The sequence below is a fragment of the Paenibacillus etheri genome (assembly GCF_001012825.1).
Taxonomy (GTDB): domain Bacteria; phylum Bacillota; class Bacilli; order Paenibacillales; family Paenibacillaceae; genus Paenibacillus_AQ; species Paenibacillus_AQ etheri.
In genome coordinates this window covers 273731-299192 of the sequence record NZ_LCZJ02000037.1, presented here as the reverse complement: position 1 = coordinate 299192, position 25462 = coordinate 273731, and the positions used below count along the sequence as shown (strand labels likewise).

At 44.2% G+C, this 25462-nt stretch carries 20 protein-coding genes; 14 read left to right on the top strand and 6 right to left on the bottom strand.

Annotated features, from left to right (window positions below; all coding sequences use genetic code 11):
- Positions 1 to 69: 69 nt before the first annotated feature.
- Complete coding sequence (locus UQ64_RS24825; RefSeq protein WP_060626052.1) at positions 70 to 792, bottom strand: helix-turn-helix transcriptional regulator; 723 nt, start codon at positions 790 to 792, stop codon at positions 70 to 72.
- Between the two features lie 188 nt (positions 793 to 980).
- Between UQ64_RS24825 and UQ64_RS24820 the strand changes: the two genes are divergently transcribed.
- The 4 genes from UQ64_RS24820 (at position 981) to UQ64_RS24805 (ending at position 6385) form a co-directional block, all read left to right on the top strand.
- Positions 981 to 2276 carry an ABC transporter substrate-binding protein gene (locus UQ64_RS24820; protein WP_060626051.1) on the top strand — a complete coding sequence of 432 codons (1296 nt, stop codon included), beginning with the start codon at positions 981 to 983 and terminating at the stop codon, positions 2274 to 2276.
- Positions 2277 to 2359: 83 nt separating this feature from the next.
- Positions 2360 to 3238: a carbohydrate ABC transporter permease gene (locus UQ64_RS24815; protein WP_245238213.1), complete on the top strand. Its 879-nt coding sequence runs from the start codon at positions 2360 to 2362 to the stop codon at positions 3236 to 3238.
- On the top strand, positions 3238 to 4086 hold the full coding sequence (locus tag UQ64_RS24810) for a carbohydrate ABC transporter permease (protein WP_060626050.1): 849 nt from the start codon (positions 3238 to 3240) through the stop codon (positions 4084 to 4086). Before UQ64_RS24815 ends, UQ64_RS24810 begins: the two co-directional genes overlap by 1 nt.
- A 22-nt stretch (positions 4087 to 4108) precedes the next feature.
- Positions 4109 to 6385 (top strand): glycoside hydrolase family 65 protein, encoded by a 2277-nt coding sequence (locus UQ64_RS24805; protein WP_060626049.1) that lies wholly within the window; start codon positions 4109 to 4111, stop codon positions 6383 to 6385.
- A gap of 110 nt (positions 6386 to 6495) precedes the next feature.
- Here the strand turns inward: UQ64_RS24805 and UQ64_RS24800 are convergent, their stop codons facing one another.
- The 3 genes from UQ64_RS24800 to UQ64_RS24790 all read right to left on the bottom strand — a co-directional run bounded on the left by UQ64_RS24800 (position 6496) and on the right by UQ64_RS24790 (position 8209).
- Positions 6496 to 6972: a DsrE/DsrF/DrsH-like family protein gene (locus UQ64_RS24800; RefSeq protein ID WP_042192628.1), complete on the bottom strand. Its 477-nt coding sequence runs from the start codon at positions 6970 to 6972 to the stop codon at positions 6496 to 6498.
- Between the two features lie 241 nt (positions 6973 to 7213).
- Positions 7214 to 7531: a hypothetical protein gene (locus UQ64_RS24795; RefSeq protein ID WP_060626048.1), complete on the bottom strand. Its 318-nt coding sequence runs from the start codon at positions 7529 to 7531 to the stop codon at positions 7214 to 7216.
- Between the two features lie 54 nt (positions 7532 to 7585).
- Positions 7586 to 8209: an acetate uptake transporter gene (locus UQ64_RS24790; RefSeq protein WP_060626047.1), complete on the bottom strand. Its 624-nt coding sequence runs from the start codon at positions 8207 to 8209 to the stop codon at positions 7586 to 7588.
- A gap of 335 nt (positions 8210 to 8544) precedes the next feature.
- Between UQ64_RS24790 and UQ64_RS24785 the strand changes: the two genes are divergently transcribed.
- The 4 genes from UQ64_RS24785 (at position 8545) to UQ64_RS24770 (ending at position 12520) form a co-directional block, all read left to right on the top strand.
- A complete protein-coding gene (locus tag UQ64_RS24785; RefSeq protein WP_060626046.1) occupies positions 8545 to 9462 on the top strand; it encodes a prenyltransferase in 918 nt (305 codons plus the stop codon).
- 133 nt (positions 9463 to 9595) lie between these two features.
- The gene (locus UQ64_RS24780; protein ID WP_060626045.1) at positions 9596 to 10372 is read left to right on the top strand and encodes a DUF6081 family protein; all 777 of its coding nucleotides are present in this window, start codon (positions 9596 to 9598) and stop codon (positions 10370 to 10372) included.
- A gap of 38 nt (positions 10373 to 10410) precedes the next feature.
- Complete coding sequence (gene menA / locus UQ64_RS24775) at positions 10411 to 11364, top strand: 1,4-dihydroxy-2-naphthoate polyprenyltransferase (protein WP_060626044.1); 954 nt, start codon at positions 10411 to 10413, stop codon at positions 11362 to 11364.
- Between the two features lie 160 nt (positions 11365 to 11524).
- Complete coding sequence (locus UQ64_RS24770) at positions 11525 to 12520, top strand: Gfo/Idh/MocA family protein (protein WP_060626043.1); 996 nt, start codon at positions 11525 to 11527, stop codon at positions 12518 to 12520.
- Positions 12521 to 12704: 184 nt separating this feature from the next.
- Here UQ64_RS24770 and UQ64_RS24765 read toward each other — a convergent pair whose 3' ends face one another.
- Entirely contained in the window at positions 12705 to 14063 is a 1359-nt protein-coding gene (locus UQ64_RS24765; protein ID WP_060626369.1) for a dicarboxylate/amino acid:cation symporter, read from the bottom strand.
- Between the two features lie 412 nt (positions 14064 to 14475).
- On the opposite strand from UQ64_RS24765, the gene UQ64_RS24760 reads away from it, so the two are divergent.
- Together UQ64_RS24760 and UQ64_RS24755 are read left to right on the top strand one after the other, a co-directional pair.
- On the top strand, positions 14476 to 15252 hold the full coding sequence (locus tag UQ64_RS24760; protein ID WP_156417665.1) for a hypothetical protein: 777 nt from the start codon (positions 14476 to 14478) through the stop codon (positions 15250 to 15252).
- 72 nt (positions 15253 to 15324) lie between these two features.
- Positions 15325 to 19050 (top strand): S-layer homology domain-containing protein, encoded by a 3726-nt coding sequence (locus UQ64_RS24755; protein ID WP_060626041.1) that lies wholly within the window; start codon positions 15325 to 15327, stop codon positions 19048 to 19050.
- Between the two features lie 58 nt (positions 19051 to 19108).
- Here the strand turns inward: UQ64_RS24755 and UQ64_RS24750 are convergent, their stop codons facing one another.
- Entirely contained in the window at positions 19109 to 20122 is a 1014-nt protein-coding gene (locus UQ64_RS24750; protein ID WP_060626040.1) for a zinc-dependent alcohol dehydrogenase family protein, read from the bottom strand.
- 114 nt (positions 20123 to 20236) lie between these two features.
- Between UQ64_RS24750 and UQ64_RS24745 the strand changes: the two genes are divergently transcribed.
- The 4 genes from UQ64_RS24745 to UQ64_RS24730 all read left to right on the top strand — a co-directional run bounded on the left by UQ64_RS24745 (position 20237) and on the right by UQ64_RS24730 (position 25386).
- Complete coding sequence (locus UQ64_RS24745; protein WP_060626039.1) at positions 20237 to 20629, top strand: winged helix-turn-helix transcriptional regulator; 393 nt, start codon at positions 20237 to 20239, stop codon at positions 20627 to 20629.
- A 200-nt stretch (positions 20630 to 20829) separates the two neighbouring features.
- Entirely contained in the window at positions 20830 to 21630 is an 801-nt protein-coding gene (locus tag UQ64_RS24740) for an ABC transporter ATP-binding protein (RefSeq protein ID WP_060626038.1), read from the top strand.
- The gene (locus UQ64_RS24735; protein ID WP_060626037.1) at positions 21623 to 23281 is read left to right on the top strand and encodes a hypothetical protein; all 1659 of its coding nucleotides are present in this window, start codon (positions 21623 to 21625) and stop codon (positions 23279 to 23281) included. Before UQ64_RS24740 ends, UQ64_RS24735 begins: the two co-directional genes overlap by 8 nt.
- 230 nt (positions 23282 to 23511) lie before the next feature.
- Positions 23512 to 25386, top strand: coding sequence for a bifunctional diguanylate cyclase/phosphodiesterase (locus UQ64_RS24730; RefSeq protein WP_060626036.1), 1875 nt, complete (start codon positions 23512 to 23514; stop codon positions 25384 to 25386).
- The last annotated feature ends 76 nt before the right edge of the window (positions 25387 to 25462 follow it).

Below are 25462 nucleotides of genomic sequence, written 5' to 3'. Positions count from 1 at the left end.
ACTTTATCCTTATATTTCTCGCATAAACGCTTTCCGTCCTTTAAGGACGCCGAAGGCGTTTTTTGCTTGTCATTTCATGTGATCTTTTCGATACTCCCTTGCGGTCATGCCTAGATGCGTCTTGCAGTAGGTAGAGAAGTAGGCAGAGGAAGCGAAGCCGAAGATATCACTAATATCCTGAAGCGCCATATTTGTATGGATCAGGAAGTTCTTGATCGCATCAATTCTTTCTTTATGGATGAAGTTGAGGACAGTGCTCCCTGTTTCTTGTTTGAATAGCGTTGCGAGGTAATTCGGATGCAACTGCACGATTTCCGCAACTCGCTCTAGCGTAGGCTTCTCTTCAATGTGCTTTTTAATATAGGCGATCGTCTTATTAATGATGGGTCCATACGAATACGAACGATGGGTTGAGATGACACTAATAAAGCTATTTAGCATGAGGTATTCAATCTCAACGGTCTTCACGATCGAGTCGCTCTCATCAATTAAGTTGATGTAATGGTCACTGAGAATGAACGCGGACTCGGAATCGACTCCCGCCTCAATGATCGCACGCGTAAAAATGGTGCAGCTAGCGACTAGAGAATATTTCAATGACTGCAAAGGCTTCGGTGACAGGTTGGCTCGTTCCAGCAGGTTGATTTCATTCAATATTTTAATGGCACCTTCACGATCAATGCGTTGGATTGCATAGACGAGCTTCTTTTCGTGCTCATAGGAAGGGTGCATATAGTTCTGATAGCGATTCTTCGCCATATTGCGTTCGAGGACGGCAGTAATGTCTAGCATGGATAATCTCCTTTAGGCTACCAGTTTAAGAGAGGATTTTACAATATAATCCGTATTTATAAATCGAAACTAATGTTAAGAATTTGTAATTAAATATTATATTATCGTGTAATATCAGTTTTGTAAAGGCTTTCAATTTTAGAAATACCAATAAAAATTATGAAATCTTCAGAAGAGGGGTATTGCAGATGAAGAAAAAAGTAGGGGCAGCAGTATTATCTGTAGCTATGTTATCCACGTTAGTCGCTTGTGGAGCAAAAAGTGATGATGGAGCAAACAAGGCAAATAGCGCAGACACAACGTCTAAAGGAACTGGTAAAAAAGCGGTTATTACAATCATTCAGAATAAAGTAGAAATCCAAGGTGCACTAGAGGATGCAGCGAAAGAATTCAATAAAACTCAAGATAAATATGAAGTACAACCATTAGGAGCAGCGGGTGACAACCTGATGACGGTGTTGCAGACACAATTCAGCTCCGCCCCAGAAAAAGCACCAACAATTTTCACAACAGCATCTGGCTCAGAGTTTCAAAAATACCTTCCATATATGGCACCCTTGGATGATATGAAAGCAGCTAGCAAAATTGTTGAAGGACAAGATACAGCAGCGCGTAGTGATGGTAAATTATATGGCTTGCCAGTTGCGCTTGAAGGCTTCGGACTTATCTACAATAAGGATATGTTCAAGGAAGCAGGCGTGAATGCGGACGATATTAAGACATGGGATGACCTTGTTGCAGCAAGTACCAAGTTGGAGCAAGTGAAAGGCGTGAAGAAGGCAATAGCGTATGCACAAGAGTCTTACTTCCGTTTCATGCATCCATTTAACTGGCCATTTGCATTAATGAAAGATACATCGGGTACGATTGCTAAGATTAATGCTGGCGAATTGAAGCTTCAAGATATTCCTGAATTGAAAGAGTACGTTGCTGATCTGGACAAGATCAAAGACCATACGAACTTGAGTAAAGATACGTATGATGAACAAGTTGCAGGCTTCGCGGCAGGCCAATATGCGATGATTCACCAAGGAAACTGGGCACAAGGTCTCTTGAACGATTATGATGTGAAATTTGAATATGGTTTCTTGCCAGTACCGTTCGAAGGTAATCAAGGTATTGCGGTAGGTAACAGTAACTTCTTCCGCGTGAACAAGCATGCATCGGAAGATCAACAAGCGGGTGCGAAGGCGTTCTTGGATTGGTTGCTAACAGATCCAGCGGGTCAGCACTATGTAACGGATGAGTTTAACTTTATCCCTGTGTACTCCGGTTTTGATACTAGCAAAATGGATCCGTTATCCCAAGAAGTGAACCGTTATGCAAGTGAAGGCAAGACAGTGAAATGGGTATTCGATCAATTCCCAGCGGGAGCAGATCAAGAGTTTGCGAACCAAGTGGAAAAATACTATGCAGGAAAATTAACGGGCGAGGGCTTGTTAGAAGCACTTCAGAATGTTTGGATGACTGCGGTTAAAAAATAATCGTATGGCTATGGAGGCTGCTTCTCGAATATTCGTTAAGCGGCCTCTTCCTGTTTTGTAGAAATGGATAAGAGGTGAAACCATTGAAGAAAAGTGTAAAGAGAAATTTAATAGCGGCAGCTTTTATTGTTCCATCATTATTCATCTTTATAAATGTAGTCATCATTCCATTCGTCATGGGGATTGTTTATTCTTTTACAGATTGGGATGGGTTTCAATTCGCGGGTTCTAAATTTGTAGGCTTCCAAAACTATGTGCAGGTGTTTCAAGATTCAGATTTTCTTACATCATTCGGCCTGACATTTAAATATGCAGTATGCATGATTATTCTCGTTAACGTTATAGGACTTTCATTGGCGATGCTTGTGACTTCCAAAATAAAGTCGCGTAATCTCTTACGCTCAATCTATTTCCTGCCGAACTTGATCGGTGGTTTGATCCTAGGTTTTATCTGGAAGTTCGTATTCACGAAATTCTTCGTACAGGTTGGAGAAGTGCTTGGTAATAGCTCAATCTTCTTTAATTGGTTGGATGATCCGACTGCTTCCTTCTGGGCGCTGGTCTTCGTAGGAACATGGCAAATGGCCGGCTACGTCATGATCATCTACATCGCAGCTATTCAAGGTGTTTCGGATGAGGTATTGGAGGCAGCTGATATGGATGGCGCAGGCGGATGGATGCGATTCCGCAAAATTATGTTCCCATTGATTATGCCAGCCTTCACGATCAGCTTGTTCTTGACTCTGTCGAATGCATTCAAACAATATGATACCAATATCTCGCTAACGAACGGTGGTCCTTACGGTACAACCGAGCTTGTTGCAATGAATATCTTTAAAACCGCGTTTAGTATGAATCAATATTCGCTCGCGCAAGCCAAGGCGATTATCTTCTTCCTCGTCATCTTAGTTGTGACGGTTACGCAGGTCGTTATCTCGAAGAAAAGGGAGGTTGAACAATAATGAAACGTCGCAATAGATCATCTTCTATATTGCTTGAAGTTATCGCTTGGGTTAGTGGACTTCTCATGCTGCTACCTATCTATATTATGCTTGTGAATTCGTTCAAAGGACGTAGCGAGATATTCACAGATACGTTCGGCCTACCGGAATCTTTTTCTTTCGAGTACTATGCTGCGGCAATGGACAAGATGAACTTTTTGTCAGCATTTAAAAACTCGCTCTTAGTCTCTATCATTAGTATCGGTCTTATTATTATCTTCTCATCGATGACATCCTGGATGCTTGTTCGCCTGAAGAATAAGTTGTCGAATGGAATTCTCCTCTTATTTGTAGGTACAATGCTCATCCCGTTCCAATCGGTGATGATCCCGTTAATGCAATATTTGAACAAATGGGATATTCCATCCCTTCATTTCTCTATGATTAATACACATTATGGCCTAATTTTCATGTATATCGGATTTGGGCTAAGTATGTCGGTCTTCCTCTATCATGGTTTTATTAAAGGGGTACCGATTGCTCTTGAAGAAGCGGCGATGATAGAGGGCTGTAATACGTGGCAGACATTCTGGAAGGTTGTATTCCCAATGCTTACGCCAATTACGATGACTGTAGGAATCTTAAATCTATTGTGGATTTGGAATGACTATTTACTTCCATCCTTGACCTTAACAAGCCCAGCGCTTCGTACCATTCCATTGTCAACCTTCTTCTTCTTCGGAGAATTTACAATTCAGTGGAACCTTGCAATGGCAGGACTTGTCGTATCGATCATTCCGGTTATTATCTTTTATCTGTTCGCACAGAAATACATTATTAAAGGCGTTATGGCAGGTGCAGTGAAATAAAATTGGATGAGGGGACCTTCATATGAAGTCGGACTGGATTATTGAGAATCATCGGGATATGCAAGACCTCGGCGTTAGTGAGAGTATTTTTAATGTGGCTAATGGTTATGTAGGTGTTCGAGGTAATTTTGAAGAAGGTTATGAAGGTGACGAGCCAACGGTTCGTGGAACATATATAAATGCATTTTATGATATTACACCGATTCTATATGGGGAGAGCGCGTATGGCTTTCCCGATACACAACAAAAGCTTGTGAATGTGATGGATGTACAGGATGTGACCATTCATATTGGGGAGGAGAAGTTCAGTCTTTTCACAGGAACGGTCGTATCTGGGCGGCGTTATCTCGATATGCGCGAAGGTAAGTACGTACGGCACGTGCACTGGATTTCACCACAAGGTAAAGAGGCCGAAATTTCATTCACACGCATGGCGTCATTGACAACACTCGAATTGTTCACGATAGATATTGAGGTAACTCGTATCAATTGTCAGGATGAAGTGACGATTACCTCTGGCGTGAATGGCGATGTGAGTAACTATACGAATTCGAAGGACCCTCGTGTTGCATCGGGTCATGCCAAGCTATTGGATATGAAGAATATCGAGGTGTTCGACGAGACCTCCTTACAAATCGTGCTTGAGACAAATACGTCGAAGCTACAAGTGGCGGCAACAACAGTTCATCAGACAACGCCTGCGGTGAACGGTGAACTGATCAAGGGTGAGAAAAGTGTAATGGTGCGGTATGCGTTCCCAGCCGGTAAAGATATTGTTCAATTCACAAAATTCAACGTATTTACAGATACACGTCGACACGAAGATCCAGCTGCTCACGGACGTGAGTTGATGGCTTTGGTATTAACGCAAGGGATTCAAGCGGCTTACATGGCACAAGAAGTATATTTACAACATTTTTGGGAAATTGCAAATATCGAGATCCAAGGTGATGAGGTACTTGAGCAAGGTCTTCGATATAACGTATATCAGTTGCTGCAATCTGTGGGCAAAGATAAATACAGTAACATCGCAGCCAAAGGCTTAAGCGGTGAGGGCTACGAGGGACATTATTTCTGGGATACCGAAATCTATATCCTGCCGTTCTTCATCCTCTGTCAGCCAGAGCTGGCGAAGCAGTTGCTTCGTTACCGTTATACGATTCTAGGCGAAGCGAAGAAGCGTGCGCTAGAGCTAGGCCACAAGAAGGGGGCCGCTTACGCATGGCGTACCATTACAGGGGAAGAGTGCTCGGGGTACTTCCCAGCCGGTACGGCACAGTATCATATTAATGGTGATATTGCTTATACGTATATTCAATATTATCTCGCGACAGGCGATAAAGATTTCATTGCGGAATTCGGTGCGGAAGTCGTATTTGAAACTGCAAGAACTTGGATGGAGCTAGGTCATTATCATGAAGGTCTATTCAAGATTGATGATGTAACAGGTCCGGATGAGTATACGGCCATCGTAAACAATAACTATTACACGAATGTACTTGCAAAATATAATCTAGAGTGGGCTGCATCGTGGTATAAGCAGCTGGCAGAAACTCATCCTGCGGCATGGGAAGCTTTGTGTAGTCGCATTGGCTTAACAACAGATGAGATTACAGCATTTGAAGAAGCGGCTGCGAAGATGTATCTGCCTTTCGATGAGAAGTTGAACATTCATGCACAAGATGATTCTTTCTTAGCGAAGAAGGTGTGGGATTTCGAGAACACACCGGAAGAAAAACACCCACTGTTGCTTCACTATCACCCGCTACACATCTATCGTCATCAGGTGTTGAAGCAGGCTGATACGGTGCTGGCGCATTTCTTGCTCGAGGATGGCATTTCAACCGATGTCTTGCGGAACTCCTACGATTATTACGAGAAGCTGACAACTCATGATTCGTCCTTATCCTGCGCGATCTATAGCATCATGGCTTCGAAGTTAGGTTACTCGGACAAGGCGTACGATTATTTCATTGAAACGGCACGAATGGATTTGGATAACACTCATGGCAACACGAAAGACGGATTGCATATGGCGAACATGGGTGGTACATGGATGTCGATCGTCTATGGCTTCTCGGGTGTGCGGATCAAGGATGATCATTTGGCATTGAACCCGACATTGCCGAAGCAATGGAAGGGATACACCTTCACGATGCGTTACCGTCAAGCGACGATTACCGTGGAAGTGAACCATTTGAAGACGCAATTAATCGTGGATGCACAAGAGCTGATTCATATCAAAGTAATGGAGAAGCGCTTCAAGATTCCAATGGGCAAGACAATCATCACGGTATAATATATATCCTTACAATTGAAATCCGAAGCGGCATGGGAAATTCCCCATGTCGCTTTATGTTAGATTAATCGTGACTTTTTCACTTTTCTTATATTAATTAATTTCAACCGCTAAATGAACAGCTGAACATCACTCTCCAAAGCATCTCTTAAATACGCCGCAGCATCGATAATCTCGACCTCTGGCAGCAGTTCTTCTGTTTTAAAGCCCATGATTTCGACGGAGAGCTTACAGGCATAGAACTTGATGTTTTTTTTACGAGCTCCTTTAAGAAAATGAATCAGCTTCGGCGCGCCTTGCTCCTCCATCATCTCCTCTAGCATCATCCGGCCCAGCCCGCTAAAATTCAAATGGGAGAGTGGCAGCTGCCCAGGACCCTTTGGCGTAATGACATCCATCAGCTTCTCATAAATACTCTTATCCTCTAGCGTCATCTTCTCCGGATCACGCACCAGAAACAAACCCCAGAAAGAGAAAAACATCGTAACCTCTACATCAATATCTCTCGCGGCATTCGCTAAGATCAATCCCGCCATGGCTTTGTCGTATTCTCCGCTGAACATTAGCAGATTTATTTTTTTGCTCACCTGATAATCCTCCCGTTACTTGTTTTGATTTATAAGAAAGTATAAGTTTCACGATATACGTTATCCTTATAATTCTCGCATAAACGCTTAGCGTCCTTAAGAGGACGCCGAAGGCGTTTTAGCTTGGAATGTCATTAGTATGGTTATGGAGGGGAGAAGTATGCGAAAGGAGCTTCTGAAATTTATAAAAAAAGCCCCCTTGCGGGAGCTTCATCACCTTTATTATGTTGCCTAGCCTCTACTACTGTACTTCAGAATCTTTAGATTCTGGATCTAAGGTGCTGCGGATGTCATGGTAACGGGCAGAAAGCCAAATACTTCCGGTAAATAATACGATGAGTCCAAGAACGATAGAAAATCGCCAGTCGCCTGCTTTGAAGTTCAGCTGAAGTACCGTTAGTACAAGCGAAACCTGGGTCCAGACCAGTGTTCTTTTGCGAAAAGCCGCAATATCTCCAGTCATCTTTGGGATATTCCGAATGATCAAATAGGCAATAACTGCGAGAATAAGCGCAAATATAGCGGTTACGGCTAATTCAGAAGAGGATAGGACATGCATGGTCTCAGGCATCCTTTCGGCTTGCAAAAGTTAGGATTCAAAAAAGGTGAACAATTATTTCTTGAAGATACCTAGCGGAGCTCCGATCGGTAAGAAAGTGCGTCCGAAGTGAGCGTTTAGTACAGAAGCGCCACATCCGTATAAGGACACGATACCAATCCCAAGTTCAGCACAAGCAGCAAGCTTATGGAAGAATTCTGGAGCGATACCAAAGGAATCGAAGGTTAGTCCAATAAAGAGGAAATCTATCAATACAAAAATGATAAGCAAAACTCTATTAGCCTCAACCGCGCCAATGGTCATAAAGATTGTAAAGATCAAGTAACCCAGAAATACAAATCCGAGCTGCTTAGGATCTACAGCCTCTGCAAGCGTTGGGCCGAATACGCCGAGCTTGATCAGCCAGCTGCTGGCCATCCCGAACCAAAAGAAAGCGTAGGCGCCAAATGCGGTCATACCAAAGGTGTTGTTGTGCTTAGCATCTTGAATTGCGGCAAATAGTTGAGCGAATGCTCCCAGGAAAATAGCCCAAGGAATGACGTAGCTAAGTCCTGTTGTAAGTTCAAGCTTCTGGGAAGAAGCGACCAATGTGACAATAGCCAGTCCGAATAGCCCGATGGCGCTAGGGTCTGCGGTGACGATTTTGACAGATTGGGTGTTAGGGGATTGCGCTGACATGACAGTAAAAGCCTCCATTATTATATATAGTTTTACGCTCTTAAAAACAGCACTCAACGAGCGCTGTTCATAGGCTTGCCTATCATATCATATCGGTATGTGCTTGCCTATAAAACAGCGCTCATTTTTTGTTGTAAAAGGGTGGCCTTTTGTCCAATAAGAGGTTATTTACATTCTTATCTTCAATGAAGAAACCTTTTAGCCAAACAAACCGAGGTATTATGTCAAGATTAGACATTATATGCAGTGATAATCTTCACAATCTGTTGAAAATTGATGTATAATAGTCAGTGATAATTATTATCAAGTCATAATGTAAAGGCGGTAAGCTTGAAGTGAACAAATGGACATTATTTACGAAGGCGACCCGGTTTTGGAGTTTTTCTGTTATGCTCATCCCGATTGTTTTAGGTACAGTTGGGGCATATGTATGGGAAAGGTCATTTCATCCGGTCTTATTTATTCTAACCTTAATAGGAGCGATTTCAGCGCATCTGTTCTCCAATATGGTGAATGATCTGTGGGATTATCGCAATGGAACAGATACAGAGGCGAAGAATTCCGCTGGTGAAATCAGCACAAACTCCGGGCTACTGACAGGTGGAATCCTCTCGGAGTCTTTTTATGCAACAATGACCTGGAGTATGTTGGCGATTGCCCTCATCTGTGGTGGAATCCTAAGTATATATAGCGGCTGGAATATCCTCTGGTTTGTACTTGTAGGTGCTTTAATCGCTTATTTCTATGTGGCCCCACCCCTGCGGTATGGCTATCGCGGCAAAGGTTACAGTGAGATGGCTATTTTTATAGCTTTTGGGATTATGCCTGTGTTAGGTTCCTTTTTCGTACAAACCGGTCATTTTAGCATGAAGCCTGTCATTCTTTCATTGCCGGTTGGATTCTTGACTACATTGCTGTTGTTTAATCATCATTTCTTACATTGGAAAGCAGACGAGCAGGCTGGGAAACTTACGCTTGTTGTAGTGTGGGGTGAACAGAAGGCGCTTGTCTTCTCGCGTGTGCTTCTCTTCACCGGTTATGCTTCTGTGGTGATCTGTGTGCTGATGGGCGTACTTCCAGTTTATGCACTATTGGCCTTGGTTACAGCCTTCTGGCCGATTCGTATTTATCGTGGACTGAAGCCGCATAATGCTTCACCAGCCTATATCCCGCTCATGGGTGCTTCACAAAAAGCCTCCGTTCGTTGCGGAGTAGTGATGGCAGCAACCTTACTAATTCAAGGATTATTCTAAAAATATAAGAATATATAGGTTTCACGCTATACATTATCCTTATATTTCTCGCATAAACGCTTACCGTCCATTAGGGACGCTGAAGGCGTTTTTGCTTGTACTAATAATTACCATACAGAAGGAGTGAGCTTTCATGGAAAAGAAGGACAAGGAACTGCTGAAGGAAGAACAAAACGTTAAAGGCAATCAAATGGTGCTTGGAGATTTCCACTCCATTTTAGAAGAAGGAAAGGTCTGGAAGACAGGTGGATTTACACTGCCTGATGGATCCTTTTGGGCTTATCGTGAACCGGAAGCGGTAGTTATCGTTCGAAATGATACGCTGTATGTACGTGCGAAATTATCTCGTGAGAACCATCAAGTACAAATACTAGACAATGCTAAGCATATGTATTACTCCGCGGAGCCAGTGGTAATTCCTGAGGCCGGAGAGATTAGCTTCGAGCTGCAAATTCGTAGCCGTACACAAGGAACAGCACCTGGTGATTTGTACGACGGATATGTATCACTGAACTTGCTTGATTTTACAACAGGTGCGGCGCTAGACTTTTTTGCGGGAAATGATAAATATGCTAGTGTATATGGTATTTTGCCGTTCCCGGGGGTACAGGTACCAGAGAGCAAAGGGACGAAATATTTCTGCATTTTTAAAGAAGATACGGATTTCAAACCACGTGAATTTAATACCTACCGCATTACGTACCACCGTGGCAATGATGAGGCTGTATTCTATTTAAATGGTAAAGAAGTACGTCGTGAGAGAAATATTCCGATTAAATTCAACAACTTTACAGTGGCGCTCGGAATTATGACGGAGAAGGATCTGAGTCCTGAAGGCAGTGTGTCTGTGCATGGACAAACGGTTATTGCAGAATGGTCCCCAGTGAAGATTACAACGACTGAACAGTAATACCTTGCAGGCTCAATTGATAAATAAGGGTGTATGGTGTGAATATTAAAAGCTTTCTAAGATTTGTGGAGCTGCCGACAAAAGTAGCCAGTATGATCCCCTTTCTAATGGGAACGCTGTATGCTTTATATCGGTTTGAGGATTTTTATGTGTTGCGTTTTGGTTTGATGTTCGTTTCCCTGCTTAGCTTTGATATGGCAACGACGGCGATTAACAACTATTACGATTTCAAAAAAGCTTCCAAAACCCACGGCTACGGCTATGAGACACATAATGCGATTGTTCATTTTAAGCTAAAAGAGCGCACCGTCGTGGCAACGATTGTTATTTTGCTGGCGCTGGCAGCTGGGGGCGGGATTGCGCTTGTCACTCAGACGGGTTTGCTTGTCTTTTTGCTGGGTGGACTGTCGTTCTTGATCGGTATCCTTTATTCGTTCGGGCCGATTCCCATCTCGCGGATGCCGTTAGGTGAGCTGTTCTCCGGTTTGTTTATGGGCTTTGTTATTATTTTTATCTCTGCCTATATCCATACGGATGAGCATGTGGTTTCCCTGCTGCTTCAGAACGGCTGGGTCAGCTTGAATATCAACATCGTGGAAGTGCTGTACCTGTTCTGGTTCTCTGTTCCCGCCATTCTGGGGATCGCAGGGATTATGCTCGCTAATAATATTTGTGATATTGATGAGGATGTGGAGAATCGCAGGTACACGCTTCCGGTGTACATTGGCCGGCGCAATGCACTGGTGTTGTTTAAATATCTCTACTACGTCTCTTATCTGGATCTTGTAGTGCTGCTGATCTTGGGGATTAACCCTATTCTGGTTCTGTTGATTCTACTTACACTGATCCCGCTGCACCGAAATATTGATTTGTTCACACAGAAGCAGGAGAAGGCGAGTACCTTTATTCTTGCCGTTAAAAATTTCGTGTTGATGAACGCGGCGCGTATTGCTGTGCTTGGTGGGGCTGTGCTGTTAAATATGATCATTTAATTTTTCCACTGGAGTAAAAAGCAGTATCTATCGGAGTCGAATCTCCTTTGGGTGCTGCTTTTTTGCTCGCTGACTGTACTTTTCTATTAGTGATGAGTTTCATTCTATGATAAGGTGTCTTAAAGTATAGTAACTAATCCAAGGGAAGAGGTGTGCCATTATGGTACAAAAACTTCGGTGGGGAATCATAGGCTGTGCGCAGATTGCGACGGGTTCAGTGATGCCAGCTATCATGAATTCAGATTCGGGAGTGATTGCAGCGATAGCGAGTCGTGGCTTGGAAAAAAGCAGCGCTGTAGCCGCAGAATTCGGAATAGAGAAAGCATATGGCGGTTACGAAGAGTTACTTGCGGATAAAGAAATTGATGCGGTGTATGTTCCGCTCCCTAATCATCTCCATCGTGAATGGGTGATCCGAGCGGCAGAAGCAGGTAAACATGTATTATGTGAGAAACCGATCGCACTGAACAGTGCAGAGGCTGCAGAGATGGTGAAAGCATGCAACGATGCAGGCGTTCACTTAGCAGAAGCGTATATGTATCGGCATCATCCACGGATTGCTGAGCTTCAGGACATTATCGCTAGCGGCGAAATCGGAGAATTACGCTCGATTCGAGGCACGTTTACTTACAATGATGCTACGGACACTTCAAATATTCGTTTTAAATCGGCTTGGGGTGGCGGCTCGCTTTATGATGTTGGCTGTTATCCGTTAAGCGCGGCACGACTGTTGTTTGGGACGGAGCCGGAAGCTGTGACCGTGCATGCGAAGTTCTCCCCTGAACATGATAATGTAGATATGATGGCTTCAGGGCTGGTAGAGTTTCCAAATGGTTTAAGCTTGATCTTTGATTGCGGAATGTGGGCATATAACCGCCAGCTCTTGGAGATTCTTGGGACTGAGGGACGAATTGAGGTGCCTATGCCTTTCAACGCTAGAGACGAGGATGCGGAATTCTTTGTGTACACCGGCGATGAGGTGAGACGGGTCGATGCCACAGGAGCTAATCCTTACATTCGGCAGGTGGATGATTTTGCAGCCGCTGTGTTTACAGGAAAGAGACTCATTGCACCGGAGGATCCGGTGCTAAGTATGCGGCTGGTTGAAACCTGCCTTGCTTCAGCTAAACAACGGCAAAGAATTAGCATGCTGTAATAGCAGGATTTAATATTGATGTACGCAAAAAAACCTCCGGCTTTCTGCTATAAGCAGATGCCGGAGGTTTTTTAAATTATAAGAAAGTATAAGTTTCACGTTATACATTATCCCTATATTTCTCGCATAAACGCTTACCGTCCTTTAGGGACGCCGAAGGCGTTTTTGCTTGCGTGATCAGCTTTTAAACTGTGCTCAAGAGAATATCATCTTCGTCATCATCGCTATTAAAGGCTTCGCGGTCAAATTCACCTTCGGAATTAGCCACCAACAGAGCGGTTACAGCTGTCCCTGTTGCATTTACAGCGGTACGACCCATATCGATGAGCGCTTCTACACCCGCAACGATAGCGATTCCTTCAAGTGGCAGACCAAGAGCGGTTAAGACTACCGTAGTGGAGATTACTGCGGGTCCAGGTACGCCAGCTACACCAATAGAAGAAATAATACTTACTAAGACCAGCGTAATGTAGTCGGTCCAGTTGAGATCAATCCCGAATACTTGCGCGGTAAACACAGCCACAATCGCCGGCCAAATTCCGCCGCACGCATTAAAGTTGACCGATGCTCCTAACGGCGCAATAAAGCTCGCGATCCGCGGGGAGACATGAAGGCGTTTCGTAATGACTTCGAGATTGACAGGAAGTGTTGCATAGCTACTTCTGGTCGTGAAGGCGACGGTAATGGTTGGATAGATTTTGCGGAGGAAACGAATTGGATTCACCTTCGCTACCAATAGAACTAATCCACCAAAGATAAGAACAAAATGTATAATCATTGCGACATATGAGGTAATGATTACGCTGCCCAGCTCCTGCAACGTTTCCCAGCCATAACGCGCGGTAATTCCCGCAATCAGCGCAAATACACCGTAAGGCGTCAGGCGAATAATGAATTTCACGACCTGATGCAGCACCAGTGTCAGTGATTCAATAAGATCACGTACAGGTTTCACGGCTTCTGGTTTCTTAGAGCCAATCTTGATTATAGCTACAGCTAGGAAGATAGCGAAAATGAGTAGAGGTACAACCTTACCTGTAGCAGCTTCATTCACAGGGTTAGATGGAACAAGGTCCAGAATAACCTGTGAGAAGGTCGGGATTTCCCGGGCGGCGAAATCTGCAGGTACGTCCTGCTGTATCCCTTGACCAGGATTGAACAGCAACGCAACCGAGAGGCCAATAATAGAAGCGATCCCCGTCGTGCCGAGGAACCAAGCGAAAGTTTTGATCCCTATTTTGCGCAGATATTCCAGATTAGTTAAGGAAGAAATGCTGTTCAATACGAGTACGAATACTAAAGGGATGACGAGCATGCGAATCAAGCTGACATAAATACTGCCGAACGTGCTAATGGCTTTGGTCTCTAAATCGAAGTATTGAAAGAATATTCCGGCAATAAGTCCGATGCCAAGTCCGATGAGTACCCGGGTACCAAATCCAATTCGTTTACGTGCCAGTAGAAACAAAATTGCAAAAACAAATATGGAAGCAACAAATCCATACCAGTTCGTTTCAATGGCGGATAACAAGTTGTTATCTATGTTCACTACCAATACCCCCTTAAACCTAGTTTTTTAATGTGATTAATCCTATTGAGAACAATCTATATACAATTTATAGTAAAGTCAATGTAATAATATGTTAAAAATAATCAATTCCGATAAAAACCATGTGAAAAATAAAATTCGATTGACAAGGGACCTCAGCATGAATAATATGGAACTTAATTGTTAGACAATTAGAATCGACTGGACAGCCGGAGATTCAACGAAAGACGCTTAGTTAGGCGTCTCGTTGAGTCTCTTTTTTATTTTAGAGAAGGGAGAGGTAATGGGGGTAAGGTACAAAAATGTAGTGAAGTGGCATGGATCTACTGGACAGCCAGAGATTCAACAGGTACGTAATACGTGCCGTGCCCGGGTCTTATTTTATTTGAAAAGGATGGTACACATTATGAAAAAACTTACGATATCTTTGGTTGCTGCAACTGTCGTCTTCTCCGCCCTGACGTATGCCGCAGTATCCGCCAATAAAAAGACAGCAGAGGCAGCATCCATTGAAGCAAGGAGTAATACAGCAGTATCCGTTTCTGCAGCAGCTGCACCTGTAGCTACTTCTGCAGCCGTAGTCGTTGTTCAGGCAGAAGCCACTTCGGCTCCCGTTACAGAAACGATTCAACCGGAATCTTCAGCTCCAGCAGTGAAGAATGTCTCCGCAGAAGCGACCGCTGCTCCAGATGCCACGGTTCATTCAACGACGAAGAACGTTGCTTCAGCCGCTCCAGCAGTGGGTGAAGATCAGCTTAAGGCGACTGCAGCTCCAGCCGCGGAGACCGCTAAGGCAGCTACAACTACAACCACGGTAGCTGCGACTGTCAAAACGCAAACTCAAACAGCTACACCGGTTTCAACGGCTGCACCTACGACGGCTCCCAAAGCAATCATAACTGCCAAAGCAGCTCAACCGGCATCTGCTCCTGTCGTATCTGCTCAGCCTAAGGCCACTTCGGCTCCTGTGGTAACGGCAACGGAAGCACCTTCGAAATCGAAATCCATTACCTTCTCTACAACTGAGGTGGTTAAAGCGACAGCCGCTCCGGTAGTTGAGTTTGCCCAACCGAAGACAGCGTCTTCTGCACCTGCATCCTCCACGATCAGCGCACCAGCAACTGCTCCAGCAGAAAGTGTTCAGGCACCCGCACCCGCCGCTGAGGAAGAGGTTTGTCCTTGATGAGCGGCAGGCTCATTCAGGATTCCCTTCAGCCACCCATCACATAAACCTATTTAAGGCGAGGTGCACATAATGATAAAACCATTGCGATTCAAAAAAATTGTAACGCTGCTTCTAGCAGCTTCCCTACTTGTCCTGCCTCTTCAGGCAGGCAGAGCTTATGCTGAAACGGATAGCGCAGAAGCGCTAACCTCTTCATCATCCAAAGGTGTGAGCCACTTTGATTATTTCAATCATGTATATGACCGTCTGAATGATCCTAACCATGTATTTAAAACGGCAACCTATGAGGATATCGTTCATCTTTTTGAGAGTGAAGGCACTTACGCTGTCCTGGTCGGCGGTGCTTGGAGCGAGAATACACAGGCCGATATCGGCTTTATCAATGAGGTAGCTAAGGAGTATGGCATCTCTACGATTTATAACTTTGATACTAAGCTGGACGGTGATACGCTCCAGATTGCAGACAGCAATAATAAATTTGCTTACAAATACGTTGACCTGGTAAATAAATATTTGAAGAATTTAAATCTGTCCTCCAAAGATGTTCCAGAACGCAATGTCAGCTATACCAATAAAAACGGGGAAATCGTAACGGCTAATAAGATCAAATCTTCATTCCTATTGGTATACAACAAGGATCACAAGGATGCACAAGGAAATATCGCTCCTGTTGTATCCTATCTGGATAAAAGCTACTCGTGGAATGAGTTCCTGACGAACGGAACACTTGATGCTGCGAAGGTTAATGCGTATAAAGCATCAGTAAGAGAGGTACTTAGTGCCGCTTCTGGGTATAGCACGATCGATGAATCTGCTTATATCAAGGCGGCATTTAACAAGAACTACGAAGGCGAAAATGAGGGCAAACCTACGATCTTCAACGAATCGGACGGTACGCTCGTGTATGAACATGTGACCTATCATCAGCTGAAGCAAATTTTGGCGAGTGATGGCAACTATGCGATTTTGTTAGGTGGCTCATGGTGCCCCAACACGCAAGCGGTTATTAAATATATTAACGAGTATGCCAAAAAACATAATATCGCTAAGGTCTACCTCTTCGATACGAAGCTCGACTCTGGGGTGACGGTTGCTGAACCAAGCAACAACAGCGGCACCAAGGGAAATGCCAATCCGCACAATAATAATGAGCTTCAGATTAGAACAACCAATCACCCATATGCGAAGTTGTATGTTGATCTGGTCCGTACTTATCTGACTAATATCAAGACCGAGAACAATACAGCAGCCAAACCATCTGTGATTAGTTATGTGAATGAGCTTGGAGACACCGTGATTGGAGACAGACTTCAGGTTCCATATCTGTTCACGTACAACAAGGACAACAAAGATGCAGGCGGCAATAATGCACCTATTCTAGGGCATATTGAGCTTATGTACAGCTGGACGAACATCCAACCGGATTACGTGCAGGCGAATTACCCTGTCGGAGCTAGATACACTAACACTACAACAGCTCTGGATAAGCTATTCGCTAAACTGGAAGCTGTACCTGCTGGACTTACAGGTGTAGCGCCTACTACAGCAGACAGTAAGGATGGGCAGATCTTGGGCACAAGTTCAGCCTTGGAGTATAAGCTTGCTGGGGATGAGGCATATACGCCAGTATCAGGATCAGCGATTACAGGGCTTGAGCCTGGTGTCTATAAGGTAAGATATGCGGCTACATCAGGATATCAAGGGCCAACGTCCGCAGCGGGCGCAACGATCATTCCTTATAATGCTGGCGAAGACGTAAGTGTGGAGGTGCCTGCTTATATCCATCAACAAGCAGCTCCAACAGGTCTATTAGGCGTAGCTCCAACTTCTGAAGCTAACGATGATGGGCAAATTACGGGCTCAGCTGAAGGGCAGGAGTATAAGGGTGTTGGAGAAGCTGATTATAAGCCGGTAACAGGCGTAGCCATCACAGGTCTTACTCCGGGCTTTTATAATGTGCGATATGCGGCGAAAGAAGGATACAGCGCAGGTAAAGATGCTACTGTTGAAGTTCCGGCCTATGGCGAGCAAGCAGCTCCTGTAGGGCTAGTGGGCGTAGCGCCGACTACTGCAGCCAATAATGACGGTAAAATCACAGGGACTACGAAAGCTTTGGAATATAGGCTATCAACGGTTACCGATTATGTCTATGCAACAGATGAAGAGATCGTTGGACTGTTACCGGGGGTGTATCAAGTAAGATACGCAGCTAAAGAGGGATTTAATGCGGGCAGAGCAGCAGAAGTGATCGTTCCAGCATTCACTGCAGAGCAAGCAGCGCCATCCGGGTTGCAGGGTGTAGCCCCTACCTCTACAGCGAACAATGATGGGAAAATTACGGGAACCACGACAACCTTAGAATATAAGCTGTCCAGTGTGACTAATTATGTGTATGCACCAGATAAAGAGATTACAGGACTAATACCAGGTACGTATCAAGTGCGATATGCAGCGAAAGAAGGTTATAAAGCAAGTCCAGTAACCGCTATCGTTGTCCCTGCTTATGTATCTATTTCAGACCCAGGAACAAGTGGACCGGGCGGCAGCAGTAATCCTGCGCCGAGCACGACCACACCAACAGCAAGCCCTCAACTGGTTGCTACAACAACAACCGGAGACACTGTGAATTTATCATCAACAGCAGTAACCAAAACGGATAAAACCACAGGAGTAACCACAGCAACAATCACAAAAGAAGTTGCTACCGAGCTTGTGAATCTTGCAAAAAAGGCAGAAGCAGATGGGAAGAAAGCTGTACTGGAGATTAAAGTTGCAGCTACTTCTGAAACCAAAACAGCCGAACTTACCCTATCGAGAAGCATAATTAACGAGTTGGTCTCTGGTACAAAGGCCAGGATTACAATTTATTATGAGAATGTAGGTACGATTACGCTCGATGCCAAATCTTTGGTAAGTATCAATGCAGCTTCGGATGCAACGGATATTGTCATAACCATCGCTAAGGTTTCGTTAACGGCAGAAGGTAAGGCTGTTCTCGGCGACAGACCCGTTTATGATTTGTCGGTAAAAGCTGGCCAGAGTACCATTTCCACCTTTGGTGGGGGCAGTGTCCATATCAGTGTGCCGTATAGACTGCAAGCGGGGGAACAGAAAGATGCGGTCATCGTATACCATATCAATACCTCCGGAAGCTTGGAGAATGTACGCGGGAATTATAACGCTGCCAAGGGAACTGTGGATTTTGTTACCACGCATTTCTCCCAATATATTATTGGATATAACAAGGTGATCTTTGCGGATGTTTCGGACACCTCATGGTATAGCAGTGCAGTAGGTTATCTTGCAGCACGTAGCATTACATCCGGTACGGATGCAGAACATTACAGTCCAGATGCCGCAATATCAAGAGGTCAATTCATAGTCTTGCTCTTGAATGCTTATGGCATCACACCGGATGCTACCGCAACTGATAATTTTACGGATGCGGGCAATACGTATTACACGAACTATCTCGCGACTGCTAAGCGTCTTGGGGTAGCTACAGGTTCAGGGGATAATCAATTCCAACCAGAGGTTCAGATCACTAGACAGGAGCTATTTACACTCTTGTACCGTTCGCTTGTAGCGCTGGGTGAATTGCCATCCGAGAAGAAGAAGAATGTAGCTCTTTCTGATTTTAGTGATGCAGGGGAGATTGCTGGCTATGCACAGGAAGCTCTTCAGGCGCTGGTGGAAAGAGGTGTAGTGACCGGATCGAATAGCAAGTTGAGTCCTAAAGACGTCACTACAAGAGCGCAAGCGGCACAGGTCATTTATAATCTGCTGTCGAGATAATTAGGTAGTAGCTGAATTATATCTAACCCCCCTGTACTCAAACAGGGGGGTTCTAATGTTAAAATGTAATGCATATTTTTCCGAAGGTTGAACCCTTAGCCAAGTATTGCAATGCTTCAATAGAATGTTCAAATGGATACACAGAGTCAATGATCGGGCGAAGTCCATTTTGTTCGACCGCACGGTTCATCGTCTCAAACATGTCCCGGCTCCCAACATTGATGGCTTGAAGGCGCGCTTTTCTCAGAATGGCAGGGATGATTTCAAAGCCTTCCACTTGGAATCCCGACAGACCGCCTACCAGACTGATTCTACCACCCACCCGCAGCGCCCCGATTGACTTATTTAATGTGGAAGATCCACCGAGATCAACAATATGGTCTGCTCCGCGTCCTCCTGTCAGCTCAAGAACAGCCTTATCCCATTCGGGGGTGTTTAAATAATTGACACCAAAATCCGCTCCCAATCCTTTGGCCCGCTTAAGCTTCTCATCGCTGCTTGATGTGATGATCACCCGTGCGCCGTGAAGCTTGGCAAATTGAAGCGCGAATAGTGAAACTCCACCGGTTCCTTGAATCACTACAGTCTCTCCAGCTTTCACCGTACCTTCTTCAACAATAGCATGCCATGCTGTAACACCTGCACAAGGAAGTGTTGCCGCTTCTTCATCTGTCAATAGATCTGGCACACGAACCAATCCCTCCTCGGGAAGCACAACATATTCTGCAAGCAGCCCATCAAGCGGACTTCCTAGCGAGCTCATCCAATTTTCTTGTGTAGGTTCTCCCGAAATCCAGCTTTGAGTAAAAATACCGCTTACCCGATCACCAATCTTGAATCTGGACGTATACTCACCTAAGGCGACAACTTCACCAACACCGTCTGATACCGGAATTAATGGAGCGTTCAAAATCGGGTTATAAAAGCCATCAATTACACCTAAATCCCTAGCGTTAAGGGAAACTGCCCGCATTTTTATACGAACTTCGCCAGAACCAGGATTAGGAATTGGACGTTCGGCTACCTTCAGTTGATCTAGGCCAAATTCACTTTGAATTTCGTATACTTTCATGCGCAATCTCTCCTTTTTGAAGTGCATAGACATACAATAATCCATAAATTATCCTTAAGTAAGGAGGCACTTTATAGTGTCCAGGGAACCCAAAAGTGCATAGGAGGACTTCATATGAACCATCCATTTTCGACGAATGCTGTAGAGCCTGATATCTCGTTATCGATTTGCGGGTACAGTAAGGTCCTTGATATTATCTCTAATAAATGGACAGCTTTGGTCATCTATGCCATGGAGGATGGAATCATTCGTTACAGTGATATCAGAAGACGAATCGAGGGTGTCTCTAAAAAAATGCTAACTCAAACTTTGCGGCAACTGGAACGAGATGGGTTGGTAAAGCGTGAGATTACACCATCCGTTCCACCCATCGTAGAGTATTCTCTAACGCCTCTAGGGGTATCTTTACTTGAACCTATGAGAGCGTTAAATCAGTGGACGAGTAAAAATTATGAATTGGTTGAACAGGCCAGAGCTTCATATGATCAAGTAGATCAAGCGGAATAACTTGCGAGGGATGATCCCTACAAGCTCAGGGAGAACCAAGGGTTCTCCCTTTTGTGATGAAGATGGTATTAGAATTCATAGATATAAGATAAGTGAGTTAAATTATGGAGTGGGATTCAGTTGAATGATACAATAATTGTAATTTTATGAATTAGTAATTTTTAACATCGTCAATTAGTCGCTAGAGAGGGGATTAGGATATGGGCCTTGCTGATGATCCAGTCATTGCGATTTCTGGTTTATGGATGAACTACACTGACCGAATGGTGCTAAGGGGTATTGACCTTAAGGTATACAAAGGACAAATTATTGGCTATATCGGCCCTAACGGGGCAGGCAAGAGTACAACCGTTAAGATTATGCTCGGTCTGGTAGAAGGTTATAACGGCAAAGTAGAGATTTTCGGTAGGGATATTGCTGATGGAGATGTTTCTTACAAGAAAAGAATAGGTTACGTGCCGGAGGTAGCTGAATTATATGATAGCCTCACCGCAAGAGAGTATCTAACCTTTGTAGGCGAGTTGTATGGCATGAAGCGTAGTGATGTGGACTATAAAGCTGGAAAGTTAATGGACTTGCTAGGTCTTGAGAAAGCCTATGATTCGAGGATCGCAACCTTCTCTAAAGGGATGAAACAAAAGGTGCTGCTGATCTCTAGCATGCTTCATGATCCCGATATTCTATTCCTGGATGAACCGCTGAGCGGTCTGGATGCTAATAGCGTAATGGTGGTAAAGGAGATTTTTGCATCTTTGGCGGCACGGGGCAAGACCATTTTCTATTCTTCACATATCATGGATGTGGTTGAGAAGATCAGTAGCCGGATTGTTTTGATCGATGGTGGAGATATCGTGGCGGATGGGAGCTTTGCGGAGCTTCAAGAGAAGGGCCGCGAAGGGTCGCTTGAGGATATTTTTAATCAATTAACTGGATTTGATAAATACCGTGATATCGCTGGGGAATTTGTTGCGGTCATGCAAGAGGTACCCTCTCATGACTGATTTCTATGTGCTGAAGCTTCTGGATAAGCTGCGAGGTGGGTTTAGCCGAATCGGAGTTGATTATGACGTGATGCGGAGTATTCTGCAGGTCAAACTGACGATGGACGGAAGAAGAACACCGACAGTGCTTGCTGGAATGCAGAAAAAGGAGGAGATGAAAGAGGGCTCGCCGCTCCGCGTACAGTGGATTTATTTGCTTTTTGGAGTCATGTTAATTCCTCTTATGATGTTAACGGGCAACTATATGCTACAAATGAGCCTAGTATTTGGTGTAGTGATGTTTATGATTACGACCACACTGATCTCTGATTTCTCTTCCGTGATGCTTGATCTTCGGGACAAAAACATACTGGCTTCAAAGCCAGTGAACCGCCGTACCTTGAACATGGCCAAGAGCATCCACATTCTCATTTATTTGTTTTCAGTGACGCTGACATTAACCGGACCTTCGCTGATTTTTTGCCTGTTCAAACAGGGAGTTCTTTTTTTTCTGCTATATGCTGTGGAGATCATCTTGATGGATTGCTTTATCCTAGTAATTACGGCACTGCTTTATTTAATGATTATGAAGTTTTTTGACGGTGAGAAGCTCAAGGATATTATAAATTATGTACAGATCATTTTGACTATAGGGATTACAGTAGGGTATCAGCTCGTTATTAGACTTTTCGATATTGCTGAAATGAGTCTCTCTTTTAACCCGGCATGGTGGCAGTATTTGATTTCTCCGATTTGGTTTGCAGCTCCATTTGAGATGTTGATTGGCGGGGCGGGAGATACAAACTTCGTGGTGCTTTCAGTGCTAGCTTTAGTAATTCCGCTGCTGCTGATTGTGGCTTATATTAAGCTGACGCCTCTATTCGAAAAGAGTTTACAGAAGCTTTCAGAGCAAGGGAACGTTGGCAAAAGTAACGCCCGAATGGTGGACTGGTTATCGAAAATAACTTGTAAGAACCCGGTAGAGGGCATGTTCTTTCGTTTTAGCTGGTCGATGATGAAGAATGAGCGTGACTTCAAGTTAAAGGTATATCCGGCCATTGGCTATTCCATTGTTTTCCCGTTCATTTTTATATTTGGGATCCTTTGGGACGGTAATGTATCGTCTATCAAGGGTTCAAGCACCTATCTAATGATTTATTTCGGAGCGACGCTACTTCAGACGGTTGTGCTAATGCTAAGGTACTCTGGGAGTTATAAAGGGTCTTGGATTTATAAGCTGATTCCTCTGCCGAACACCGCACCCATCTATCGTGGAATGCTTAAGGCAGCGATAGTTCGCCTGCTATTACCTTTATTCGCTATAGAAGCGATAGTATATCTTTGGTTATTTGGGCTGCGGATTGTGCCTGACCTAGTAGTGGTACTGTTTGCAATGCTGATCTATGCGGTCATTTGCTTCCGTTCTTATCCTCCGGTACTACCTTTCTCAGAACGTTATGAGGCAGCTAAACAGAAGGATTACACCGCAAACTCCTTTGGGTTGTTATTCTTATTGATGGGGATGGCAGGTATACATTACGTCTTCACTTTATTTACGGGTGGAGTTTACATCTACCTGTTGGCTCTAGTGGTTTTGAATCTATGGATATGGCGAATTACCTTTCCAAAAAGCGTATCGTCAGCAGGTCATGGTTCAAGTTTTCCAGGTTGAGTGATTGTGTCAAATATGGACATTTTTCGCGTAATAAAAAAGGGTATAAATCCCAGTATTTACTTAGACAATCTTCTGAATACAGAGTAGAATACATCTAAAGTTTCTTTTTATGGATAACCTATAATCTTTACGCACTCTTCCATATATCTGATATTCGTGTAATGATTTTTTACTTGAGAAATACGCTGAGCGATTACGGGATCCAAAACCGGTGAAGAGGTTAACTAATGGATAAAATGGGCATCCACTTTAATGTTTGGATTGTTTTACTATCATTTGTGCTAGCGGCGACAGTTACTTATTCCGCATTGAATCTGATCTCGCAAGTTTCGCGTTCTACCGGCAAAATCCGACGTCTTTGGTTAATCTCGGGGGCTTGTGTTCTAGGCTGCGGTATTTGGGCAATACATTATGTTGGGATAATGGCGAGTCGCTTTCCGGCTGAGGTCAATTATGTTCCAGGCGGGATGTCTGCTATGAAGATTGCGGCTAAGATTCATTATGATTCATGGATTCAAGCCGTTGCTGTAACCCTTCTTTTGGTTTCGTCTTATATCGGATTATTGATGTTTCACAAGTTTAAAGAATGCGCAGGGTTTCAAAGGTGGAAGCTATACTCGGCATTGTTTATTGGAATTTCAGTTGCCGGATTACATTATACAAGTGTAAGGGCTAGTCATTTCGAATATAACAACTTACTCGTAAGCAAACCTTTTATTGCGGAGACTGATATTGTACTGTTAATTGGAGTTTCGCTGGTAGCGCTACTTATGCTCGCAGTTTCTGCTGGCGCCGTATTTCTGGATCGCCATGTGCTTGAACGAATGGCTTACCAAGATCCACTAACAGAGCTGCCGAATCGGCATGGACTTGAACGCTATTTTAAAGATGAATTTTTCGGAAGTAGATCTGGTGCTGTTTTTATTGTAGATCTAGATCGCTTTAAGTCGATTAATGATACGCTTGGACATGATATAGGTGATATGTTACTGCAGGAGGTTGCTGTAAGATTAATTCGTTCTGTAGGAGACAAAGGGGAGATCTTCCGTTTAGGAGGTGACGAATTCCTGATTGCTCTTCCAGATTGTACGCTGGAGGGTGCGCAGGAAGAGGCCGGGCATATTATGCATGAACTTAAGAAATTCTATCCTATTCAGGGCAACGAGCTATATGTTACTGCAAGCGTTGGTATCAGTATGACTCCTTTGCATGGGACTGATCGCTCAGCGCTAATGAAGGCTGCGGATACAGCTCTTTATACTTCTAAGGATTCGGGTAAGAACAAATGCAGTGTGTTCGACCTAGAAGCAAATCGCCATCAGTTGCGGCGGATGTCGCTGGAGAAGGATCTTCGTAAAGCGTTGGCACGTTCTGAGTTTATGGTTGTGTATCAGCCTAAATGGGATTCTTATATGAATGTTACGGTAGGTCTTGAAGCATTGCTGCGCTGGAGACACCCAGAGCATGGGATCATTTCGCCTGCGGAATTCATTCCGATTGCAGAAGAGACAGGACTGATTGTTCCAATCACCTATTGGATGCTACATGATGTGTGTAGTCAGAACAGGTTCTGGCATAAGGAAGAGATAGCTAGCGTACCAGTCTCTATTAATATGTCGGCACGAATGTTTGAAGATGGGAGTCTATACGATGTTGTAGCGGAAGCACTCACATGTTCAGAATTAGAGCCACACTTCCTCGAACTGGAGATTACAGAGTCCATTGCGATGCATAACATGAAGGAGACGGTTGCGCAGCTGTCCAGACTTCGGATGCTTGGGGTAAGAGTATCGCTGGATGACTTTGGGACAGGCTTCTCCTCCCTTGGTAATTTGGATGAGATCCCGGTGAACACACTCAAGATTGACCAAGTATTTATTCGTAACAGCAAGATGCACTCTAAGAAAGCTATTATCAGCAATATTATTGCGATTGCGACCCATCTTAATATGGAAGTCGTGGCGGAAGGTGTGGAGACACCAGAGCAGATCGAATTGCTGAAATCACTGGGTTGTAGAGTCATGCAAGGTTATTATTACGGTCGGCCGATGCCTGTACATGAGCTCGGTGAGTGGTTTATAGCGAATACGGCAGCATCATGATCTCAATACATAGAAAAGGGGCTAGCACCACGCAGAATTTCTCTGCTTGGTCGCTAGCCCCTTTAAGTTTAAGAAC

Excerpts from the sequence above, each read along its gene's own strand:
- UQ64_RS24790 (WP_060626047.1), bottom strand. The coding sequence starts at position 8,209 with ATGTCAGCGCAATCCCCTAACACCCAATCTGTCAAAATCGTCACCGCA.
- UQ64_RS24750 (WP_060626040.1), bottom strand. The coding sequence starts at position 20,122 with ATGAAAGTATACGAAATTCAAAGTGAATTTGGCCTAGATCAACTGAAG.
- UQ64_RS24760 (WP_156417665.1), top strand. The coding sequence starts at position 14,476 with ATGAAAAAACTTACGATATCTTTGGTTGCTGCAACTGTCGTCTTCTCC.
- UQ64_RS24780 (WP_060626045.1), top strand. The coding sequence starts at position 9,596 with ATGGAAAAGAAGGACAAGGAACTGCTGAAGGAAGAACAAAACGTTAAA.
- UQ64_RS24820 (WP_060626051.1), top strand. The coding sequence starts at position 981 with ATGAAGAAAAAAGTAGGGGCAGCAGTATTATCTGTAGCTATGTTATCC.
- UQ64_RS24825 (WP_060626052.1), bottom strand. The coding sequence starts at position 792 with ATGCTAGACATTACTGCCGTCCTCGAACGCAATATGGCGAAGAATCGC.
- UQ64_RS24735 (WP_060626037.1), top strand. The coding sequence starts at position 21,623 with ATGACTGATTTCTATGTGCTGAAGCTTCTGGATAAGCTGCGAGGTGGG.
- UQ64_RS24745 (WP_060626039.1), top strand. The coding sequence starts at position 20,237 with ATGAACCATCCATTTTCGACGAATGCTGTAGAGCCTGATATCTCGTTA.
- UQ64_RS24795 (WP_060626048.1), bottom strand. The coding sequence starts at position 7,531 with ATGCATGTCCTATCCTCTTCTGAATTAGCCGTAACCGCTATATTTGCG.
- UQ64_RS24810 (WP_060626050.1), top strand. The coding sequence starts at position 3,238 with ATGAAACGTCGCAATAGATCATCTTCTATATTGCTTGAAGTTATCGCT.
- UQ64_RS24730 (WP_060626036.1), top strand. The coding sequence starts at position 23,512 with ATGGATAAAATGGGCATCCACTTTAATGTTTGGATTGTTTTACTATCA.
- UQ64_RS24755 (WP_060626041.1), top strand. The coding sequence starts at position 15,325 with ATGATAAAACCATTGCGATTCAAAAAAATTGTAACGCTGCTTCTAGCA.
- UQ64_RS24740 (WP_060626038.1), top strand. The coding sequence starts at position 20,830 with ATGGGCCTTGCTGATGATCCAGTCATTGCGATTTCTGGTTTATGGATG.
- UQ64_RS24805 (WP_060626049.1), top strand. The coding sequence starts at position 4,109 with ATGAAGTCGGACTGGATTATTGAGAATCATCGGGATATGCAAGACCTC.
- UQ64_RS24770 (WP_060626043.1), top strand. The coding sequence starts at position 11,525 with ATGGTACAAAAACTTCGGTGGGGAATCATAGGCTGTGCGCAGATTGCG.